The organism is Mitsuaria sp. MSU3D (assembly GCF_056867975.1).
The window spans coordinates 982894-1001334 of sequence record NZ_CP200314.1 but is presented as its reverse complement, the minus strand read 5'-3'; the positions used below and the strand labels follow the sequence as shown (position 1 = coordinate 1001334).

Here is an 18441-nt window from a genome sequence, read left to right as displayed (position 1 = left end):
TCCACAAGATCAGGAGACCTCATGTCCATGCCCCGCTTTGCCCCCCGGCCCGTCCTCCGCCCGATGCGCTCCGCCGCCTTCGGCCTGTCGTGCCGCGCTTCCTCCCGCCGCGCGATCCTCGCCACGACCGCGGCAGCCCTGCTCGGCGCGTGGGCCGCACTGCCCGCCTTCGCGCAGGACGCCTTCCCCACCAGGCCGATCCGCTTCATCGTGCCCTACGCGGCCGGCGGCACCACCGACCTGGTGGCCCGCACCGTCGGCGCGCACATGTCGCAGACGCTGGGGCAGGCCGTCGTCATCGAGAACCGTGGCGGCGCCGGCGGCAACCTCGGCATGGACGCGGTCGCCAAGGCCGCGCCCGACGGCTACACGGTCGGCATGGGCGCCATCTCGACCAACGCGCTGAACCCGCACATCTACAAGAAGATGTCCTTCGATCCGCGCAAGGACTTCAGCGCGATCGGGCTGCTCGGGAACTCGACGATCGTCCTCGAGGTCGGACCGTCCCTGCCGGTCAAGACCGTCGCCGAGCTGCGCGCCCATGTCGCGAAAAATCCGGGGCTGCCCTTCGGCACGGCCGGCGCGGGCACCTCGATGCATCTGGCCGGCGTGCTGTTCGGCCAGCTCAGCCACACCGAGTGGGTGCATGTGCCCTACAAGGGCAGCGCGCCGCTGATCACCGACCTGATCGGCGGCCAGATCCCCGTCGCCTTCGACAACCTGCCCGCGTCGCTGCCGCACATCCAGGCCGGCAAGCTGCGCGCGCTGGCGGTGGCCGGCTCGCAGCGCAATCCGGCGCTGCCGGATGTGCCGACACTCGCGGAGGCCGGCCTGCCGGGCTACGCGATCGAACCGTGGTTCGGCGTGTACGGTCCCGCCGGACTGCCCGCGCCGGTCGTGCGCCGCCTGGAGCAGGCGCTGAAGGCCGCGCTGGCCGATCCGGGCGTGAAGGAGAAGCTGGTCGCCGCCGGGTTCTCGCCGAAGTCATCGACCGCCGCGGAGCTCGCGACGCTGTCGGCGCAGGAGTACGAACGGCTCGGCAAGGTGGCGCGCAGCGCCAACATGACGGCGGATTGAAGGGTCAGCGCGCGGGCCGCTTCACCACCGCGCCGACCTTGCACGACGCCGTGTCGAACTGCGTCGTCCCCGGCGCGCCTCGGCCGCCGGTGGTGCCGTCGGCCGGCGTCCACTCGTCCACCAGCGGCAAGGTACCGCCGAAGTCCGCCGCGTTCATCGCGGTGAACCGCGTCTGCCACAGCGAACCGTGCGGCGTGCTGAACAGCTGCAGCTTCACCAGCCCGCCGCGACCGGTCGGCAGGTTGCCGCGTAGGTGAAGTTGTCCGCGCTGGTCGCGTCCTTCGCGCCGCGCTTGTAGCCCGTTGCATCGTTGGGCTTGTTCCAGTCGCGGTACCCGATCGGCAGCAGGTGGCGCAGCACCGTGCCGTCGGCGTAGGTCGCCACCAGCGTGTAGTCGCAGCCGCTGGTCACGCAGTAGTAGCCGCTCCAGCCGCCGGGCTTGTCGCTGAGGAGGCGGTCCACATCGGCTTGCACCGTCGGATCGATGCGCTGCGGCAGGTTGCCGGTCCACGCCGGCGTCACCACCATCGTGCTGGCCGTCGGCGCCGCATTGAAGTGCGACACCGTGCCGATCACCGTCTGCACCTGCTGGTCCAGTTGCAACACGTCTGTGCCGGCACGCGCGCGGTCGTCGTTGGAGACTTTCTCAAAGGCGCCCGTCGTGCGGTTCCAGCGCTTGTAGCCGCCGTCGAAGGTCGAGTCCGGGAACAGCTTGTCCAGGAAGCCCTGCTGCAGGATCGCCGCCTGGTAGTCGGAGAACGCGTTCCACCGGTAGCTCGCCGCGTTGCGGTCGTCGTCGCCGCCGGACATCGGCGTGCGCTGATAGCAGATGCCGTCGACGGTGCGCGTGTCGCAGGACTGGCCGCTGAACTCGCGCGTCGTCAGCAGCTGCTGCTTCACGCTGTCGAAGCCCCAGGCCGAGCCGCTCTTCGTGCCCAGCTTGTACGGATCGTCGCCCGCCTCCGCCGCGGCATCGGCATGCGGCAGCCCGTAGGCATGGCCCATCTCGTGATTGAAGATCGCCGAGTAGATCGCGTCCGGCCGGTAGTCGCCGCCCGACACGGCCACGCCGTTGCCGCCCAGTCCGCCGCCGGTCGAGGCCGCGACCTGCCTGCCGCCGCTGAGGGTCTGGACGAAGCCGTAGAAGCCCGCCGCGAAGGCCTGATCGCGGTTGGCCGTCCAGCCGCGCAGGTCGCGCAGGAGACGCAGCATCCGGGCATTCGTGTCGCCATCGATGGCGCGGTAGTCGGCCCACGAGGACACCGTCATCGCGGGATAGCAGAACTTGTCGTCGTTGCGGCCGGGCACCGCCAGCTGGTCGATCGTGACCGCGCCGGCAAGACGCGCGTCCAGCTTCGCGATGGGCAGCTTCTCGCGGTACTCGAGGTCGATCGGATACCCCGCCGTCGAGAACGCGCTGAGGTTGAAGTCGGGCACGACCGATTGCGACGCGCGCGCGCCGAACAGGTAGATCGGCACCGTGTGATGCTTCAGCGTCGTGGCCGGCGTGACGGTCAATGCGATCGTCCGCGGCGACGAAAAATCGGTCTGCCCGACTTCCAGCGTCGCGCCGATCTGCACCCATTCCTTGGGCAGCAGCGCGCTGTACTTGACCGACGAATACGCAACACCGCCGCCGTCCGAGGTCGGCAGCCGGCCCGGCGTGTTCATCGTCAGCGGACCGAGCGTGCGACCGTCCGCGAGCTTCACGCGGACCAGCAGCGAGCCCACCGAGCCCGCCGTCGTGGACGGCTGCAGCATCAGCAGCGCCGCGCGGTCGGCGACCAGTTGGAGCTTGCGGCTCTTGTTGAGCCTGGCCTCGTTGGGCGACTGCAGGGTGCGACCGTGGGCCGGGATCACATGCGTCTGCGCCAGCTCGACGCCCAGCAGTTCCGGCGTGACCGTCGGCGCGGGCGGAGACACCTGCACGGGCGCCGACGCCGGTGCAGGTGCGGGAGCGGGAGCGGGAGCGGGTGTCGGCGCGGGAGCGGGTGCAGGCGAAGGCGCGGACGAAGGTCCCGGCAGGTAGAGCGCCATGGCGCGCACCGGCGCGGGCGCGGGCTCCACCGGCTGCGTTGACACGCTGGAGACGGCGAAGCGCATCGGCACGGACGGACTCGATCGCGCCGTCACGGTCGCCGGAACGGGCGCCGGCGGGATGATCGGCGGCGGCATCGGCACCGCGCCGGTCAAGGCGAACTTCGGTTTCTTGATCGCCGGTGCCGAAGGCTCCGGCGGTCGCACAGGCCCCATGCCGGCGAAGGCACGTGCGTTGGCGCCGCCGCCCTGCGCGGCAGCGCTCACGCTGGGTTCGGGTTGACTGCTGCCTCCCGCCTTGTACGCGGCGAACGACGCTGCGGCGATGAACGCGGCAGCGGAAACGACCGCTTTGGGGTAGGGAACCGTCATGAGTGCGACATACGAATCTGCAAAAAGGCGGCGAATGATCAACGATCCTTCCAGGTTCTTTGCCTCGCCTTGACCAACTCTTACGCCTGATGCAGCCCGCTACAGGTCAGCCGGGAGGTCACGGGGCCGTCAGGCTTCGCGGCTACGCTCCGGGGTCATGACTTGCCTCTGGACCCCCTCGCGCCGCAGCCTGCTGCAGGCCGCCCTCGCCGCCGGCTGCGCCCCGGCACTGCTCCGCCATGCCGACGCCGCCAGCGCGCCACTGTTCGCGTTGGGCGTCGCCTCCGGCAGCCCCCGTGCCGAACGCGTCGTGCTGTGGACCCGGCTGATCGGCGACCGGCTGCCGGCCCAGGTGCCGGTGCAGTGGGAACTCGCGGAGGACGAATCCTTCAAGACCGTCGTCGCGCGCGGCACTGAACACGCGGAACCCGGTACCGCGCACAGCGTGCACGCCGAACCCGCGGGCCTGCGGCCCGACCGCTGGTACTGGTATCGCTTCCGCGCGCTGGGTCAGCAGAGCCCGATCGGCCGGACCCGCACCGCGCCGGCGGCGGGCGCGGTGGCGGCGTCGCTGCGTTTCGCCATCGCGTCCTGCCAGCGCTACGACCACGGCGAGTACGCCGCCTGGGGCGACATGGCGACGCAGGAGCTCGACCTCGTGTTCTTCCTCGGCGACTACATCTATGAATCCGCCACCGCGGTGGACAGCAAGGCGCCGCGTCGGCATCACGGCGGCCAGTGCCGCACGCTGGAGGACTACCGCCAGCGCTACGCGCAATACAAGAGCGATCCGCAGCTCCAGGCGATGCACGCCAACGCGCCGTGGATCCTCACCTGGGACGACCACGAGACCCAGAACGACTGGGCGGGCGACGTGTCGCAAGACCTGGCCCCCGATTTCCATGAGCGCCGCGTCGCCGCCGCGCAGGCCTACTGGGAGCACCAGCCTTTCCCGAAGCACCTGCGTCCGCGTGGCGCCGACATGACGCTGAACCAGCGCTACGACTGGGGCAACCTGGCGCGGCTTGTCACGATCGACGACCGCTCGTGGCGCGATCCGCAGGCCTGCCCGAAACCGGGCCGCGGCGGTTCCAGCACGGTCGACCTGAAGGACTGCCCGACGCTGCGCAATCCGCAGCGCACGCTGCTGGGCGCGCCGCAGGAGCAGTGGCTGCGCGACAGCTGGGACGCGACGCGCCCCTGGAATCTGCTCGCGCAGCAGACGCTGATGGCCCGCTTCAACTCGCAGGATCCGGCGAAGGGGCCGGGCCGCTACTGGACCGACGGCTGGGACGGTTACCCCTTCGCCCGCGAGCGGCTGCTGCGCGACCTGGCGGCACGGCAGGTACCCAACGCGGTGGTGCTCGGCGGGGACGTGCACGCGAACTACGTGTCCGACCTGAAGCTCGACTGGGACGACCCGACAGCCCCGGTGCTGGCCAGCGAGTTCTGCGGCACGTCCATCTCCAGCAACGGCTCGGAGCAGTCGCGGCTGGACAAGGCCCTGCCCTTCAATCCGCACATCCGCTATGGCCGCAGCGATCAGCGCGGCTACATGCGCTTCGAGCTGCGCGCCGAGCGGCTGGAAGCCGAGCTGCGCAGCGTGCAGACGCCGTGGGACGCGAAGAGCGCGATGTTCACGGCGGCGCGTTTCGCCGTGGAGGCGGGACGGCCGGGCGCGCAGGCGGCTTGACCGGCGCCAGTGCCGGTGGACTGCCAAGGCCGCCGGCCCTCACCCCTGCCCTCTCCCGCAAGCGGGAGAGGGAGTAAGCGCGCTTCGTTCAGTCTTTCACATTCGGCGTCTTGAAGGTGCCGCTCGCGAGCGCCCGCTGCGCGCGGGCCTCGTCGAACTCCCAGTGCCACGGCTCCCGACTCACCGTGCGCACGAAGCCGAACGAGGTCGCATGCCGCTTGAGCCACTCGTAGGTGGGATTGCCGTCGCCGCCGGCGACGGAGAGGTCGAACGCGATGCCGTTCTGGTGCTTGGAGAAGCCCGGCTTCGCCGCCGTGTTGAATCCGGGCAGTCCCCGCACGAAGCCGTCGTGCAGCAGCTTCTGCTCCGGGTAGGACCGGAAGCCGCTGTTGAGCGTGATCCTGACGCCGTCGTCCTTCGCGGCCGCCACCAGCGCGGTGAACGGCGCGATGGTCTTCATCGCCAGGCGCTCGATCTCGAGGTTCGAGTCGACGATCGCGACGAGGTCGAGCTGCTCGAGGAACTCGCCGTTGTCCCACGCGGCATTCGGGCCGAAGCGGTTGGCACCGGGCTCGGGCGGCACGAGGCCGATCGTCTCGTTCATGAAGGTGCCGGCGAGGTTGCGCGTCGACGTCCAGCCGAGGACATCCCCGCCGGCGGCCGCCGCCGCGCGACCGAAGACGATGCGCTTCTTGCTGCCGGCCTCCTCGAGCCTGACCGCGACGATCGTCACCGACGTGCCCTTCGCGATGGTCTTGAAGCCGCCGCCCGGCGACGGCACGAAGGCCATCAGATCGTCGTCGCGGCGGATGCGCGCATCCGGGTCGTCGACGACGAAGGTCCTGTCGCGGAAGCTTTCTTCGAGGCTCACGGCGGGCTCCAGGAGTGGGCACCGCCAGCGTAATCCCGAGCGGCCCGCCAAGGCCAGCCGGCGGGCCGGCGCGTCATCAAGGAAGGGGACTTGAGGAAGGGGACGTCAGGCCGCCGCGCTCCCTTGCTGCGCCCGTCGCCACGTCGCCGGCGGCAGTCCTGCCGCGCGCTTGAAGGCGCGCGAGAACGCGGCCTCCGAGTCATACCCGACCTCCAGCGCGATCGCCGCCACCGCGGCCCGGCTCTCGCGCAGCAGCCGCGCGCCGCATTGCATCCGCCAATGGGTCAGGTACTGCATCGGCGGCATGCCGGCGAGCGAGACGAAGCGCTCATGCAGCGCGGACCGCGACAGTCCGACGCGATGCCCCAGTTCCTCGAGGGTCCACGGCGCCGACGGATCGCCGTGCATCAGCGTGATCGCGTGGCCGACCTGCCGGTCCTTCAGTGCGCCGAGCCAGCCGCGCGAGGCCGCCGGCAAGCTCTCCAGGTAACGGCGCGCGCCGTCGACGAACACCATCTCGCTGACCCGCTCCAGCATCGCCGCCGTGCCCGCGCGCCGGCTCACCGTCTCGCTGGCCGCGTGCGACAGCATCGGTGCCACCCACTCACCGACCGAGTCCCGCGGCAGCACCAGCAGCCGCGGCAGCGCGTCGATCAGCGGATTGAAAGGCCGCAGGTCGCAGGCGATGAATCCGCACAGCAGCACGGTGCTCGCGTCCTCCGACGGCAGCAGGCCGGGCTCGACCATGAAGCCGCGGTAGGTCACAGGAATGGGCTTCGGGTCCTCGGGCTGGAACAGCAGACCATCGCCGCGCGCCGGGTGCAAGCCAGGCGCGCTGGACACCGCGTGGGCATCGCCATGCGGGAGCATGGCGATGTCGCCGGCCTGCAGGCGCCGCGGCGCCTCGCCGTCGAGGGCGATCCAGCACTCGCCCTTGACCACCAGGTGGTATTCGATGACGTGTTCGGCGCCGGGCATCACCGCCGGCGCGAGCTCACGCGACGGCGGCGCCCAGGCGGCCCAGTCGTCGCGGCAGCTGACATGGAAGAACACCGAGCCGCGCAGGCGCACGCTGCGCAGCACATCGGACAGAGGGTCGGACAGGCGATCGGAGGCACGGTCGAACGAGCGGTCGAACGAGCGGTCTGACGGAAGGTCGGACGGGGAGTCGGACGTGGGAGCCGCGTGGGGATCGTGGGGGTCGTGGGACATGGCCGATGCCGCCGCGACGGCGGACGTTCGAGCAAAGCGGCGCGACATCGGGTGAAGCGCCCGGCGCGGTGCCTCGGAATCATAGGCACACCGACGGACGCACCGCCGGGCACCCCCCAGTTTGAAGGAACCGAGACATGACGACCCCCGCGAACATTCCCGCCTCCGCTGTCGGCAGCACCGCCGTGCCGGACTACACCGCCATCAAGCAACGCCAACAGGCCACCTGGGCCAGCGGCGACTACACCATCGTCGGCACCACGCTGCAGATCGTGGGGGAGTGCCTGGCCGAGGCGGTCGACCTGCGTGCCGGCGAGCGCGTCCTGGACGTCGCGGCCGGCAACGGCAACGCGACGCTGGCCGCCGCGCGCCGGTATGCCGACGTGACCTCGACCGACTACGTCCAGGCGCTGCTCGATCGCGGTCGCCGCCGCGCCGATGCCGAAGGTCTCTCCGTCCGCTTCGAGGTGGCGGACGCCGAGTCGCTGCCCTACGAGGCCGGCAGCTTCGACGTGGCGCTGTCCACCTTCGGCGTGATGTTCGCGCCGGACCAGGCCAGCGCCGCGCGCGAGCTGTTGCGCGTGGTCCGTCCGGGCGGTCGCATCGGCCTGGCCAACTGGACGCCCGAAGGCTTCATCGGCCGGCTGTTCAAGACGATCGGCGCGCACGTGCCGCCACCGGCGGGCGTGCGTTCACCGGCGCTGTGGGGCGCGGAGTCGCATCTGGTCACGCTGTTCGGGCCGAAGGCGCAGGAGCTGCGGGTGCAGCGCAGACACTTCAACTTCCGCTATCGCTCGGCGGACCACTTCCTGCAGGTCTTCCGCGACTACTACGGTCCGACGCACAAGGCCTTCGGCGCGCTGGATCCGGCGGGCCAGGCCGCGCTGAGCGACGACATCCGCGCGCTGCTGGATGAGCTCGACGTCGGCGGCGGTCGCGGACTGGTCGTGCCGAGCGAATACGCGGAGATCGTGATCACCGTGGCGTGAGGCGGCGGTGGCAGGACCGCATTCCGAGGCGGTGCTCCGCCTCGGGCCCTCCGCGCCTCACTGCGGTTGCGCGATCAGGCCGCCGGACAGCGTGATCGCCACGGCGATCACCAGCGCCAGCTCGTCCCCGCCGAAGAAGTCCTTGTCGAAGGCTTCGGAATCGAGGATGCCGACGACGCGCCGGTCGGCGTCGAACAGCGGCAGGCAGGCTTCGGCCTTCACCTTCGGATCGCAGGTGTAGTAGCCGCCGCCCTCGGCCACGAACGCGGCCACGTCGTTGATCAGGCGCGCGCGGCCGCTCAGGCCCACGGCGCTGTTGTTGCTGCCCGCCGCAAAGGCCTCGGTCAACGGGAACTCGGCGCGGCTCTCCGCGCCGAAGTAGGCCAGCTTCACCAGCACCGACTCGTCGGCGGACTTGCGCCGCGCCTGATACACGCCGAACCAGTGGCTGCGGCTGTGCTCGCGGTAATAGCGCGTGACGATCGTGGCTTCGGCCAGCAGGCGCCGGTTGTCAGCGCCCTGCCCGCCCAGGATGCCGGCGAGCTCATAAGGCTGCTCCGCCAACTGGCCGAACAGGGAGCAGGCGCCGCCTTCGCCGAGTTCCGGCACGCGGAAGCTCCAGCTCACCGGCGAGGCGGCCAGCGTTTCCGGTGTCAGCAGCGCTTGCAGCGCCGCCCGGTGCGCGCGCACGGCCTCCGTGAACGACGGGGAAGAGGCGGCGTCGGCGAGGTCGGCCCGCAGGCCGCTCCAGTCAAGGTATTGATCGAGAGTCATGGTCGGGAAGGAAACAGGAGGATGTCGGGAACGTCGCCGACAGCGGCGCCGTCACGCGGTCCTCTCAAGATCGAGTTCCCAAGTTTCGCCGACAAGGTCCAACCCGAATCCCTGGAAGGGCTCTGTCCCCGTCAGCCGGTAGCCCGCCTTGCGATAGATGTGCTTGGCCGCATCGAGCTGGCTGTTGGTCCACAGCCGCACGCGCTGGTAGCCGGCCTCGCGTGCGAAGCGGTGGCATTCGGCGACCAGCCGATCGCCCAGTCCGAGCCCGCGCGCGGCCGGCTCCACGAGCAGCAGCCGCAGCTGCGCGACGCCGTCGATCGGCGCGTCGGTCGTCTCGTCGCGCGCCTGCACCAACGCCACGCTGCCGATGTTGGCGCCGTCGCGCTCGGCGATCCAGCAGGCTTCGCGGCGGGCATCGAAGCGCTCGATGAAGTCGGCGGCGATGCGCGCCACCAGGGCCTCGAAGCGCACGTCGAACTGGTACTCGCGCGCATAGAGCGCGCCGTGCCGCGACACGATCCACCCCATGTCGCCGGGCCGGTGCGGGCGCAGGATGAAGCCCTGCTTCGCGGGCTTGTCGCCGGGCGCTTCCAGCAGCCCCTGCACGCGGCGGAAGGCCTGCAGCAGCTCGGTCTGCTGCGCCTCGCCAAGTTGGTCGAGCAACGCGCCGACCTGCTCCTGCGAGCGCCGCTCCAGCGGCTTGAAGGCCTTGCGTCCGGCCGGACTCAGCTGCAGCAGCGACTGGCGCGCGTCGACCGCGCTGCGGGTCGCACGCACGAGGTCGCGTTCCTTCAGGTCGCGCAGCAGGCGGCTCAGATAGCCGCCGTCGAGGTCGAGCAGGCGACCGAGGTCGGTGGCGGTGATGCCGTCGCTGTTCTCGAGATGCGCGAGCTCGAACAGGATGCGCCCTTCGGTCAGGCTGAACGGGGAATCCAGCAGGCCTTCGTTGAGCACCCCGATGCGGCGCGTGTAGAAGCGGTTGAAGCGGCGGACGGCTTCGATGCGGTCAGGATCGGACATGGCGGCATGCTCCGCCAATTGATTGCTTTTGGCAAGTAATTGATTGCCAGTGCATCAGCAAGCTGCGTCGTCGACATTCGCCATGGCGTCGCCGCCACACTCAGTGTTTCGGTGTGCGATCCCTGTACATCGGACGCGCGGGACGGATCGCCGGCGCGTTGCTTCCTGCCGCGAAATTGCCCGGTCTTGCCGCCAGCAATACCGCCAGCAGGTCGGTCACGTTCAGCGGCTTGTAGAGCAGGCGATTGAATCCGGCCGACCCGGCCGACTCGTCCGTGATCTCCGGTCCACCGCCGGTCAGGCACACGTACATGACATGGCGGCCGGCCTCGGCGTCGATCAGCTTGGCTTCGGACACCACCTCCAGGCCGTTCATGTCCGGCATGTCGAAGTCGACGAACACCAGCTCCGGCTTGAACAGCTTCAACAGGCGCAGCCCCACCCGGCCGCTGTAGGCGACCGAGGTCGCGCAGCCATAGCAGCGGAACAACTCGCTGAGGCTGCGCGCGCCCTCCGGGTCGTCGTCGATCACGAGGACCCTCAGCGCGTGCGGCGACGTGTGGGACGCCGCGTGAGGCGATGTATCGGACATCGAAGTCTTCTCCCTGAATGCAACACGACGCAACAGCGGCCCGCGCACGACAAAGCGCGGGCGGCATCCGCCGTCCGTCCACACCGTATATCGGCAAGCTGCGTGCCCGGCCCTGCCCTCCTAAACCCAGGTCCCGCCCGCGTTGTCGCACGGCTAAAGTCGATCGGTTGAGCCGCGATCAGACGGCCGTCGGGAGTCCTCAATGAGCGTCTTGGAAGAAGGGGTGGCCGTGGTCCCGGCCGAGCACCTGAATGCAATGCTGCTGGCGCTCCATGCGCTGCGCCGCGGAGACCCGGACGTGCGGCTGCCCTTCCACTGGACCGGCGTCGCCGGCAAGCTCGCCGACGCCTTCAACGAGGTGGTCGAGCAGAACGCGTCGATGGCCGCCGAACTCTCCCGCCTGCGACAGGTCGTCGGCCGCGAAGGCCGGCTCAAGCAGCGCGCCACCCTGCCCGAACTGCGCGGCTTCTGGGGCCAGCAGATCGACTGCATCAACGCGCTCATCGACGATCTCGTCCATCCCACCAGTGAAGCCGCGCGCGTGATCGGCGCGGTCGCCGAGGGCGACCTCACCAAGTCCATGGCGCTGGAGGTCGAGAGCCGCCCGCTGCAGGGCGAGTTCCTCCACACCGCCAAGACCATCAACCGGATGGTGGAGCAGCTCGGCGACTTCTCCGCCGAAGTGACCCGCGTCGCGCGCGAGGTCGGCACCGAAGGCAAGCTCGGCGGCCAGGCCGAGGTCAAGGGCGTCGCCGGGACCTGGAAGGACCTGACCGACTCCGTCAACTCGATGGCCGGCAACCTCACCGACCAGGTCCGCAACATCGCCGACGTCACCACCGCCGTCGCGCAGGGCGACCTGTCCAAGAAGATCGAGGTCGACGTCAAGGGCGAGTTCCTGACGCTGAAGAACACCATCAACACGATGGTGGACCAGCTGCGCTCGTTCGCGTCGGAAGTGACCCGCGTCGCGCGCGAGGTCGGCACCGAAGGCTCGCTGGGCGGCCAGGCCCGCGTGGAAGGCGTGTCCGGGACCTGGAAGGACCTGACCGACTCCGTCAACTCGATGGCCGGCAACCTGACCTCGCAGGTGCGCAACATCGCGGACGTGACCAAGGCCGTGGCCGCGGGCGACCTCTCCAAGAAGATCACCGTCGACGTCAAGGGCGAGATCCTCGAGCTCAAGAACACCGTCAACACGATGGTCGACCAGCTGCGCTCCTTCGCCGCGGAAGTGACCCGGGTCGCGCGCGAGGTCGGCACCGAGGGCAAGCTCGGCGGCCAGGCCGACGTGCAGGGCGTGGCCGGCACGTGGAAGGACCTGACCGAGTCGGTGAACTTCATGGCCGGCAACCTGACCTCGCAGGTGCGCAACATCGCCGAGGTGACCACCGCCGTGGCCGCGGGCGACCTCTCCAAGAAGATCACCGTCGACGTCAAGGGCGAGATCCTCGAGCTCAAGAACACCGTCAACACGATGGTGGACCAGCTGCGCTCCTTCGCCGCGGAAGTGACCCGGGTCGCGCGCGAGGTCGGCACCGAGGGCAAGCTCGGCGGCCAGGCCGACGTGCAGGGCGTGGCCGGCACGTGGAAGGACCTGACCGACTCGGTCAACTCGATGGCGTCCAACCTGACCTCGCAGGTGCGCAACATCGCCGACGTGACCAAGGCCGTGGCCGCGGGCGACCTCTCGAAGAAGATCACCGTCGACGTGCTCGGCGAGATCCTGGAGCTCAAGACCACGATCAACACGATGGTGGACCAGCTCTCCTCGTTCGCCGCGGAAGTGACCCGCGTCGCGCGCGAGGTCGGCACCGAAGGCCGCCTCGGCGGCCAGGCCACGGTGCGCGGCGTGTCGGGCACCTGGAAGGACCTGACCGACAACGTGAACTTCATGGCCGGCAACCTGACCGGCCAGGTGCGCGGCATTGCCAAGGTCGTGACCGCCGTGGCCAACGGCGACCTCGCGCAGAAGCTGACCGTGGAGGCCAAGGGCGAGATCGCCGCGCTGGCCGACACCATCAACTCGATGACGGACACGCTCGCGATCTTCGCGGACCAGGTGACCACCGTCGCGCGCGAGGTGGGCGTCGAGGGCAAGCTCGGCGGCCAGGCCAAGGTGCCGGGCGCGTCCGGCACCTGGAAGGGCCTGACGGAGAACGTGAACGAGCTCGCCGCCAACCTGACCACCCAGGTGCGCGCGATCGCGGAGGTCGCCACCGCCGTGACGCAGGGCGACCTGACGCGCTCGATCACCGTCGAGACGCAGGGCGAGGTCGCGTCCCTCAAGGACACGATCAACGAGATGATCCGCAACCTGAAGGACACGACGCAGAAGAACACCGAGCAGGACTGGCTCAAGACCAACCTGGCCAAGTTCACGCGGATGCTGCAGGGCCAGAAGGACCTGGTCACCGTCGGTCAGCTGATCCTGAGCGAGCTCGCGCCCGTCGTCGGCGTGCAGCAGGCCGAGTTCTTCGTGCTCAACATGCGCGGCGAGATGCCCCGCCTGAAGCTGATCGCCAGCTACGCCTCCGGCGGCCTGGCCACGCACGGCAAGGAACTGGCGCTCGGCCAGGGGCTGGTCGGCCAGTGCGCGCTGGACCAGGAGAAGATCCTGCTGACCAACGTGCCGGGCACCGCCTTCCGCATCGCGTCCGGCCTCAGCGAGACCGCGGCGATGGAGGTGCTGGTGCTGCCCGTGGTCTTCGAAGGCCGCGTGCGCGGCGTGCTGGAGCTGGCCTCGCTGGAGCGCTTCAGCTCGACCCACCAGGCCTTCCTCGACCAGTTGACCGAATCCATCGGCATCGTGATCAACACGATCGAAGCCAGCACGCGGACGGAAGACCTGCTGATCCAGTCGCAGTCGCTGGCCGAAGAGCTGCAGCGCCGGCAGCAGGAACTGCAGCAGACCAACGGCGAGCTGCAGGAGAAGGCGCAGCTGCTGGCCCACCAGAACCAGGAAGTCGAGCGCAAGAACACCGAGGTCGAACAGGCCCGCCAGGCGCTGGAGGAAAAGGCCGAGCAGCTGGCGCTGACCTCGAAGTACAAGTCCGAGTTCCTCGCCAACATGTCGCACGAGCTGCGCACGCCGCTGAACTCGCTGCTGATCCTGTCCGACCAGCTCTGCAAGAACAGCGAGGGCAACCTGACGCTCAAGCAGGTCGAGTTCTCCAAGACCATCCACGCGTCCGGCAACGACCTGCTGATGCTGATCAACGACATCCTGGACCTGTCCAAGATCGAGTCGGGCACGGTGGCCGTGGACGTCAGCGAACTGCGGCTGGACGAGCTGCAGCGCTCGGTGGAGCGCAGCTTCCGCCACTTCGCGGACTCCAAGCACGTCGGCTTCGCCGTCGAGATGGACCAGCCGCTGCCCAAGTCGCTGGTCACCGACGTCAAGCGGCTGCAGCAGATCATCAAGAACCTGCTGTCCAACGCCTTCAAGTTCACGCACCAGGGCCAGGTCACCTTCAGCGTCACCGCGGCGTCCGACGGCTGGGCCGCCGACAACGAGGTGCTCAACCACGCGGGCCAGGTGATCGCCTTCGCGGTCGCGGACACCGGCATCGGCATCTCCGCCGACAAGCAGCAGATCATCTTCGAGGCCTTCCAGCAGGCCGACGGCTCGACCTCGCGCAAGTACGGCGGCACCGGCCTGGGCCTGGCCATCAGTCGCGAGCTCGCGCGGCTGCTGGGCGGCGAGATCCGGCTCGTCAGCGCGCCGGGTCGCGGCTCGACCTTCACGCTCTACCTGCCGCAGCACTACACGCCGGCGCGCAATGCGCGGCCTCGCCTGGCGCCGGCCGCGCCGGCCAAGCCCGAGGCCGGCGGCGCGCCGTCGACCGCGCCCGCCGATGACCGCGACGATCTGCCGACCCACTCCCCGGCCGCGATCTCCGCCGCCGAACTGGCCGAGGCGGCCGTGCAGCGCGCCGCCGCGCGGCGGGCGCCGTCCGCGCAGGCCCGCCCGGTCGAAGGTCGTGGCGATGGCCGCGATGAGGGCAAGGGCCAGGGCAAGAGCGACGGCACCGGCGATGGCGGCATGACACCGCTCGACGCGCACCGCGTCCAGATGGACACGCCGCCCGACAGCATCGTCTTCGCCAACGTCGCCAAGGACGACCGCGAGGACATTGGCAGCGGCGACCGCGTGCTGCTGATCGTCGAGAACGACCTGGCCTTCGCGAACGTGCTGCTTGAAGCGGCGCGACAGTCCGGCATGAAGGGCCTCGTGGCAACCACCGGGGCGGGCGCGCTGGCGATGGCGCAGGAGTTCCGCCCCAGCCTGATCACGCTGGACATCTTCCTGCCCGACATGCAGGGCTGGCGCGTGCTGGACCGGCTCAAGTCCGACCCGGACATGCGTCACCTGCCGGTGTGCGTGGTCTCGACCGACGATGCGCGCGAACGCGCGTTGCAGGCCGGCGCGCTGGGCTTCCTGCCCAAGCCGCTGCAGTCGCGCGACGATGTCGACGTCGCGCTGCGCGACCTGCAGCGCTACCTGGACCGTCCGCGACGGCGACTGGCCGTGGCGATGCCCGAAGGACCGGAGCGGCTCGCGCTGCTGACGCCGCTGGCCGACGACATCGAGACGGTGTTCGTCCAGACCGCGGCGCAGGCGCGCGACGTGCTGCCCGGCGTCGATGCGCTGCTGGTCGACGCGGTCGCGAGCGCCTTCGGTCCGCAGGACGTCCTGGACGCACTCGAGACGCGGCCCGGCACGCTGCCGCTGCCGGTGGTCGCGCTGAACACCGAGATGCCCGCCGCCGCCCCCGGCGCCACGGAGCCCTCCGAGGAACAGGCCGCCGCGCGCCGCTGGACCCGGCCGCACGGCCTGCCGGTGCGCACGGCCACGGGCACCGACGCGGCGCTCGCGGCGCTGGCGCTGGCGCTGCACCGCGCGCCCGCCGACATGGGCGACGGCGAGCGCCAGGCGATGCACGACGCGCAGGAGACCAGCTGCCCGCTGGCCGGCAAGAAGGCGCTGATCGTGGACGACGACATGCGCAACATCTTCGCGTTGGCGACCGTGCTGGACGGCCACGGCATGGTCATCGTCTCCGCCGACAACGGCCGCGAGGCGATCCGGCTGGTGCAGGAGGACCCGTCGATCGACATCGTGCTGATGGACATCATGATGCCGGAGATGGACGGCCTGGAGACGATGCAGCAGATCCGCCGCCTGCCGCGCGGACGGGAGCTGCCGATGGTCGCCGTCACCGCCAAGGCGATGAAGGGCGACCGCCAGAAGTGCATCGAGGCCGGCGCCTGGGACTACCTGTCCAAGCCCGTCGACCCCGCCAACATGCTGACCGTGCTGCGGGGCTGGCTATGCCGCTGAGCGCCCTCTTCGACGGCTACGCGACGCCGGACGCGGCGGAGCGCGCCAGCATCCTGATCGTGGACGACCTGCCGGAGAAGCTGCTCGTCTTCGAGACCATCCTGGCCGACCTGGACCAGCACCTGGTCATCGCGCGCTCCGGCAGCGAGGCGCTGCGCGAGGTGCTGCGCCAGCAGTTCGCGGTGATCCTGATGGACGTGAACATGCCGGGCATCGACGGCCTGGAGACGGCGCGGCTGATCCGCGGCTACCGGCGCTCGGCGCACACGCCCATCATCTTCGTCACCGCGTATGCGGACGAGCTGCAGACGGCGCAGGGCTACTCGCTCGGCGCGGTCGACTACATCCTCTCGCCGGTCATCCCCGACGTGCTGCGCAGCAAGGTGCGGGTCTTCGTCGACCTCTTCATCATGCAGCAGCGGTTGCGGCAGCAGGCGCTGGAGCGCATCGCCATCGCGCGCGCCGAGGCCGCGCAGCGCGCCGCCGAGGAGAACACGCGGCGCTCGATCTTCCTGGCGCAGGCGGGACGGGAACTGGCCGACTCGCTGGACGCGGACGTCGCGATGCGGCGCCTGCTCGCGCTGCTGGTGCCGAACTTCGCCCCGCGCGCCCTGCTGTGGCTGCGCGACGCGGGCCACGGCCATGAGCGCGTGCTGCGCTGCGACGCGCCGCCCGCGGCCGGCGAACCCGCCCCGTTCATCGAAGGCCGCGAGCAGATGCTGTCCGAGGTGCTCTACGACGCCACGCGCACCGCGATCGAGCAGATGATGCCGCCTCTGCCGCACGGCGCTTCCGCGGCGCCGCACGCGCCCCCGGCCTTCGCCCCCGCCCTCCCGCCCGGCGTGCCCGGCCTGCCCGACGACGAGCCCCCGCCCCGCGCGCCGCTGCACCGCGACACCGCCAGCGGCGTCGTGCTGCCGCTGGTCGCGGGCGAGCGCATGCTCGGCGGCCTGCTGCTGGTCGAGCCGCATCAGCCGCCCGACTGGCCGACGCTGGAGGAACTGGCGGGCCGCGCCGCGATCGCCTTCGAGAACGCGCGGCTGTACGGCGCGCTCCAGGCCGAGATCGTCGAACGCCGCCAGGCCGAGGCCGGGCTGCTTGAAGCGAGCCGGCGCAAGGACGAGTTCCTCGCGATGCTGTCGCACGAGCTGCGCAATCCGCTGGCGCCGATCCGCAACGCGATCGAGGTGATGCGCGCGCTCGCCGACACGTCCACGCGCGACGGCCAGCCGCACCCCGACGCGCAGGACCGCGACCGGCGGCTGGGCGAAGCGGTCGCGGTCACGGATCGCCAGGCCCGGCACCTGACGCGGCTGGTCGACGAGCTCCTCGACGTGGCGCGGATCAGCCAGGGCAAGATCGTGCTGAAGAACGAGACCGTCGATCTGCGCGACATCGTGCGCCACGGCCTGGAGCCGGTGCAGTCGTTGATCGACGGGCAAGGCCAGCAGCTCTGCCTGACGCTGCCCGATCGCCCGGCGCGCGTGCGCGGCGACGCGGCGCGCTTGATCCAGGTCGTCACCAACCTGCTGCACAACGCGAGCAAGTACACCGGCGCCGGAGGCCGCATCGAGCTGACGCTCGTCCACCAGGACACCGACGGCGTCGGACAAGAGGGCGTGTTCGTGCTGACCGTGCGCGACAACGGACGCGGCATCGCCGCGTCGCTGCTGCCGCATGTCTTCGACCTGTTCGAACAGGGACCGCGCGGACTCGACCGCAACCAGGGCGGCCTCGGCGTCGGACTGACGCTGGTGCAGCGCCTGGTGCAGCTCCATCACGGCCAGGTGGAGGCCCGCAGCGAAGGCCCCGGTCACGGCTCCGAGTTCGAGGTGCGCCTGCCCGCCGCCGTGGACGAGGCGCTCGGGACACCGCTCGCGCCCGTCGCTTCCGAGGAGCGCGTCGTGCCCCCGCGCGCCGAGATGGCGGTCGGCAATGACGTTCGCAATGAAGTTCGCGGCGAGGTCCGCGGAGACGGGCACCAGGACGAGGACCAGTGCCCGTGCCGCGTGATGGTCGTCGACGACAACCGCGACGCGGCCGATTCGATGGCGGTGTTCCTCGAACTCGCGGGCTTCGACACCGCGGTGCAGCTCGATGGCCCCAGCGCGCTCGACGCCGCGACCACGCGCGCGCCGCAGGTGGTGCTGCTCGACATCGGCCTGCCCGGCCTGGACGGTTATGAGGTCGCGCGCCGCCTGCGCGCCCTGCCCGGCGGCATGGACTGCCTGTTGATCGCGCTCACCGGCTACGGCCAGCAGGACGACCGTCGCCGTGCGCACGAAGCCGGCTTCGACGTCCATCTGGTCAAGCCGGCCGATCCGGATGCGGTCGTCGAACTGATCCAGGAATGGCGGCAGCGCGATCGGAGCGCACGTCCCGCGGAGGCGGCCGCGCGCTGAACGGGAGGCACGGGACGGGAGGCGCCGAACGGGAACGGCGGCCGGGGCACTACGG

13 protein-coding genes are annotated in these 18441 nt (G+C 70.4%); 6 read left to right on the top strand and 7 right to left on the bottom strand.

Translation table 11 applies throughout. The features are described 5' to 3' along the window. Positions 1–63 precede the first annotated feature (63 nt). Positions 64–1077, top strand: a complete 1014-nt coding sequence (locus tag AC1VNM_RS04520) for a Bug family tripartite tricarboxylate transporter substrate binding protein (protein WP_483109238.1) — start codon at positions 64–66, stop codon at positions 1075–1077. A gap of 4 nt (positions 1078–1081) precedes the next feature. Here the strand turns inward: AC1VNM_RS04520 and AC1VNM_RS04515 are convergent, their stop codons facing one another. Together AC1VNM_RS04515 and AC1VNM_RS04510 are read right to left on the bottom strand one after the other, a co-directional pair. Further along, positions 1082–1294 carry a hypothetical protein gene (locus AC1VNM_RS04515; protein ID WP_483106029.1) on the bottom strand — a complete coding sequence of 71 codons (213 nt, stop codon included), beginning with the start codon at positions 1292–1294 and terminating at the stop codon, positions 1082–1084. Continuing rightward, complete coding sequence (locus tag AC1VNM_RS04510) at positions 1291–3006, bottom strand: M66 family metalloprotease (RefSeq protein WP_483106028.1); 1716 nt, start codon at positions 3004–3006, stop codon at positions 1291–1293. Before AC1VNM_RS04510 ends, AC1VNM_RS04515 begins: the two co-directional genes overlap by 4 nt. A 106-nt stretch (positions 3007–3112) precedes the next feature. Between AC1VNM_RS04510 and AC1VNM_RS04505 the strand changes: the two genes are divergently transcribed. Continuing rightward, positions 3113–3397 carry a hypothetical protein gene (locus AC1VNM_RS04505; protein ID WP_483106027.1) on the top strand — a complete coding sequence of 95 codons (285 nt, stop codon included), beginning with the start codon at positions 3113–3115 and terminating at the stop codon, positions 3395–3397. A gap of 246 nt (positions 3398–3643) precedes the next feature. After that, positions 3644–5179, top strand: a complete 1536-nt coding sequence (locus AC1VNM_RS04500; protein WP_483106026.1) for an alkaline phosphatase D family protein — start codon at positions 3644–3646, stop codon at positions 5177–5179. Between the two features lie 88 nt (positions 5180–5267). Here AC1VNM_RS04500 and AC1VNM_RS04495 read toward each other — a convergent pair whose 3' ends face one another. After that, positions 5268–6050, bottom strand: a complete 783-nt coding sequence (locus AC1VNM_RS04495) for a M15 family metallopeptidase (protein WP_483106025.1) — start codon at positions 6048–6050, stop codon at positions 5268–5270. A gap of 105 nt (positions 6051–6155) precedes the next feature. After that, positions 6156–7262, bottom strand: coding sequence for an AraC family transcriptional regulator (locus AC1VNM_RS04490; RefSeq protein WP_483106024.1), 1107 nt, complete (start codon positions 7260–7262; stop codon positions 6156–6158). Between the two features lie 137 nt (positions 7263–7399). Between AC1VNM_RS04490 and AC1VNM_RS04485 the strand changes: the two genes are divergently transcribed. After that, complete coding sequence (locus AC1VNM_RS04485; protein ID WP_483106023.1) at positions 7400–8251, top strand: class I SAM-dependent methyltransferase; 852 nt, start codon at positions 7400–7402, stop codon at positions 8249–8251. A gap of 57 nt (positions 8252–8308) precedes the next feature. On the opposite strand, the gene AC1VNM_RS04480 is transcribed toward AC1VNM_RS04485, so the two are convergent. The 3 genes from AC1VNM_RS04480 to AC1VNM_RS04470 all read right to left on the bottom strand — a co-directional run bounded on the left by AC1VNM_RS04480 (position 8309) and on the right by AC1VNM_RS04470 (position 10640). After that, positions 8309–9025 carry a GAF domain-containing protein gene (locus AC1VNM_RS04480; RefSeq protein WP_483106022.1) on the bottom strand — a complete coding sequence of 239 codons (717 nt, stop codon included), beginning with the start codon at positions 9023–9025 and terminating at the stop codon, positions 8309–8311. Positions 9026–9076: 51 nt separating this feature from the next. Then, on the bottom strand, positions 9077–10048 hold the full coding sequence (locus AC1VNM_RS04475; RefSeq protein WP_483106021.1) for a bifunctional helix-turn-helix transcriptional regulator/GNAT family N-acetyltransferase: 972 nt from the start codon (positions 10046–10048) through the stop codon (positions 9077–9079). A 100-nt stretch (positions 10049–10148) separates the two neighbouring features. After that, positions 10149–10640, bottom strand: a complete 492-nt coding sequence (locus AC1VNM_RS04470; protein ID WP_377155589.1) for a response regulator — start codon at positions 10638–10640, stop codon at positions 10149–10151. 202 nt (positions 10641–10842) lie between these two features. Here AC1VNM_RS04470 and AC1VNM_RS04465 point away from each other — a divergent pair, with 202 nt between their 5' ends. Next, positions 10843–15984, top strand: coding sequence for a HAMP domain-containing protein (locus AC1VNM_RS04465; RefSeq protein ID WP_483106020.1), 5142 nt, complete (start codon positions 10843–10845; stop codon positions 15982–15984). Further along, positions 15975–18386, top strand: a complete 2412-nt coding sequence (locus AC1VNM_RS04460) for a response regulator (protein WP_483106019.1) — start codon at positions 15975–15977, stop codon at positions 18384–18386. The genes AC1VNM_RS04465 and AC1VNM_RS04460 overlap by 10 nt, the downstream gene beginning before the upstream one ends. Positions 18387–18441: the final 55 nt, after the last annotated feature.

Coding starts and splice junctions, on each gene's coding strand:
- AC1VNM_RS04520 (WP_483109238.1), top strand. CDS start 64: ATGCGCTCCGCCGCCTTCGGCCTGTCGTGCCGCGCTTCCTCCCGCCGC.
- AC1VNM_RS04505 (WP_483106027.1), top strand. CDS start 3,113: ATGGCGCGCACCGGCGCGGGCGCGGGCTCCACCGGCTGCGTTGACACG.
- AC1VNM_RS04500 (WP_483106026.1), top strand. CDS start 3,644: ATGACTTGCCTCTGGACCCCCTCGCGCCGCAGCCTGCTGCAGGCCGCC.
- AC1VNM_RS04490 (WP_483106024.1), bottom strand. CDS start 7,262: ATGTCCCACGACCCCCACGATCCCCACGCGGCTCCCACGTCCGACTCC.
- AC1VNM_RS04485 (WP_483106023.1), top strand. CDS start 7,400: ATGACGACCCCCGCGAACATTCCCGCCTCCGCTGTCGGCAGCACCGCC.
- AC1VNM_RS04480 (WP_483106022.1), bottom strand. CDS start 9,025: ATGACTCTCGATCAATACCTTGACTGGAGCGGCCTGCGGGCCGACCTC.
- AC1VNM_RS04475 (WP_483106021.1), bottom strand. CDS start 10,048: ATGTCCGATCCTGACCGCATCGAAGCCGTCCGCCGCTTCAACCGCTTC.
- AC1VNM_RS04470 (WP_377155589.1), bottom strand. CDS start 10,640: ATGTCCGATACATCGCCTCACGCGGCGTCCCACACGTCGCCGCACGCG.
- AC1VNM_RS04465 (WP_483106020.1), top strand. CDS start 10,843: ATGAGCGTCTTGGAAGAAGGGGTGGCCGTGGTCCCGGCCGAGCACCTG.
- AC1VNM_RS04460 (WP_483106019.1), top strand. CDS start 15,975: ATGCCGCTGAGCGCCCTCTTCGACGGCTACGCGACGCCGGACGCGGCG.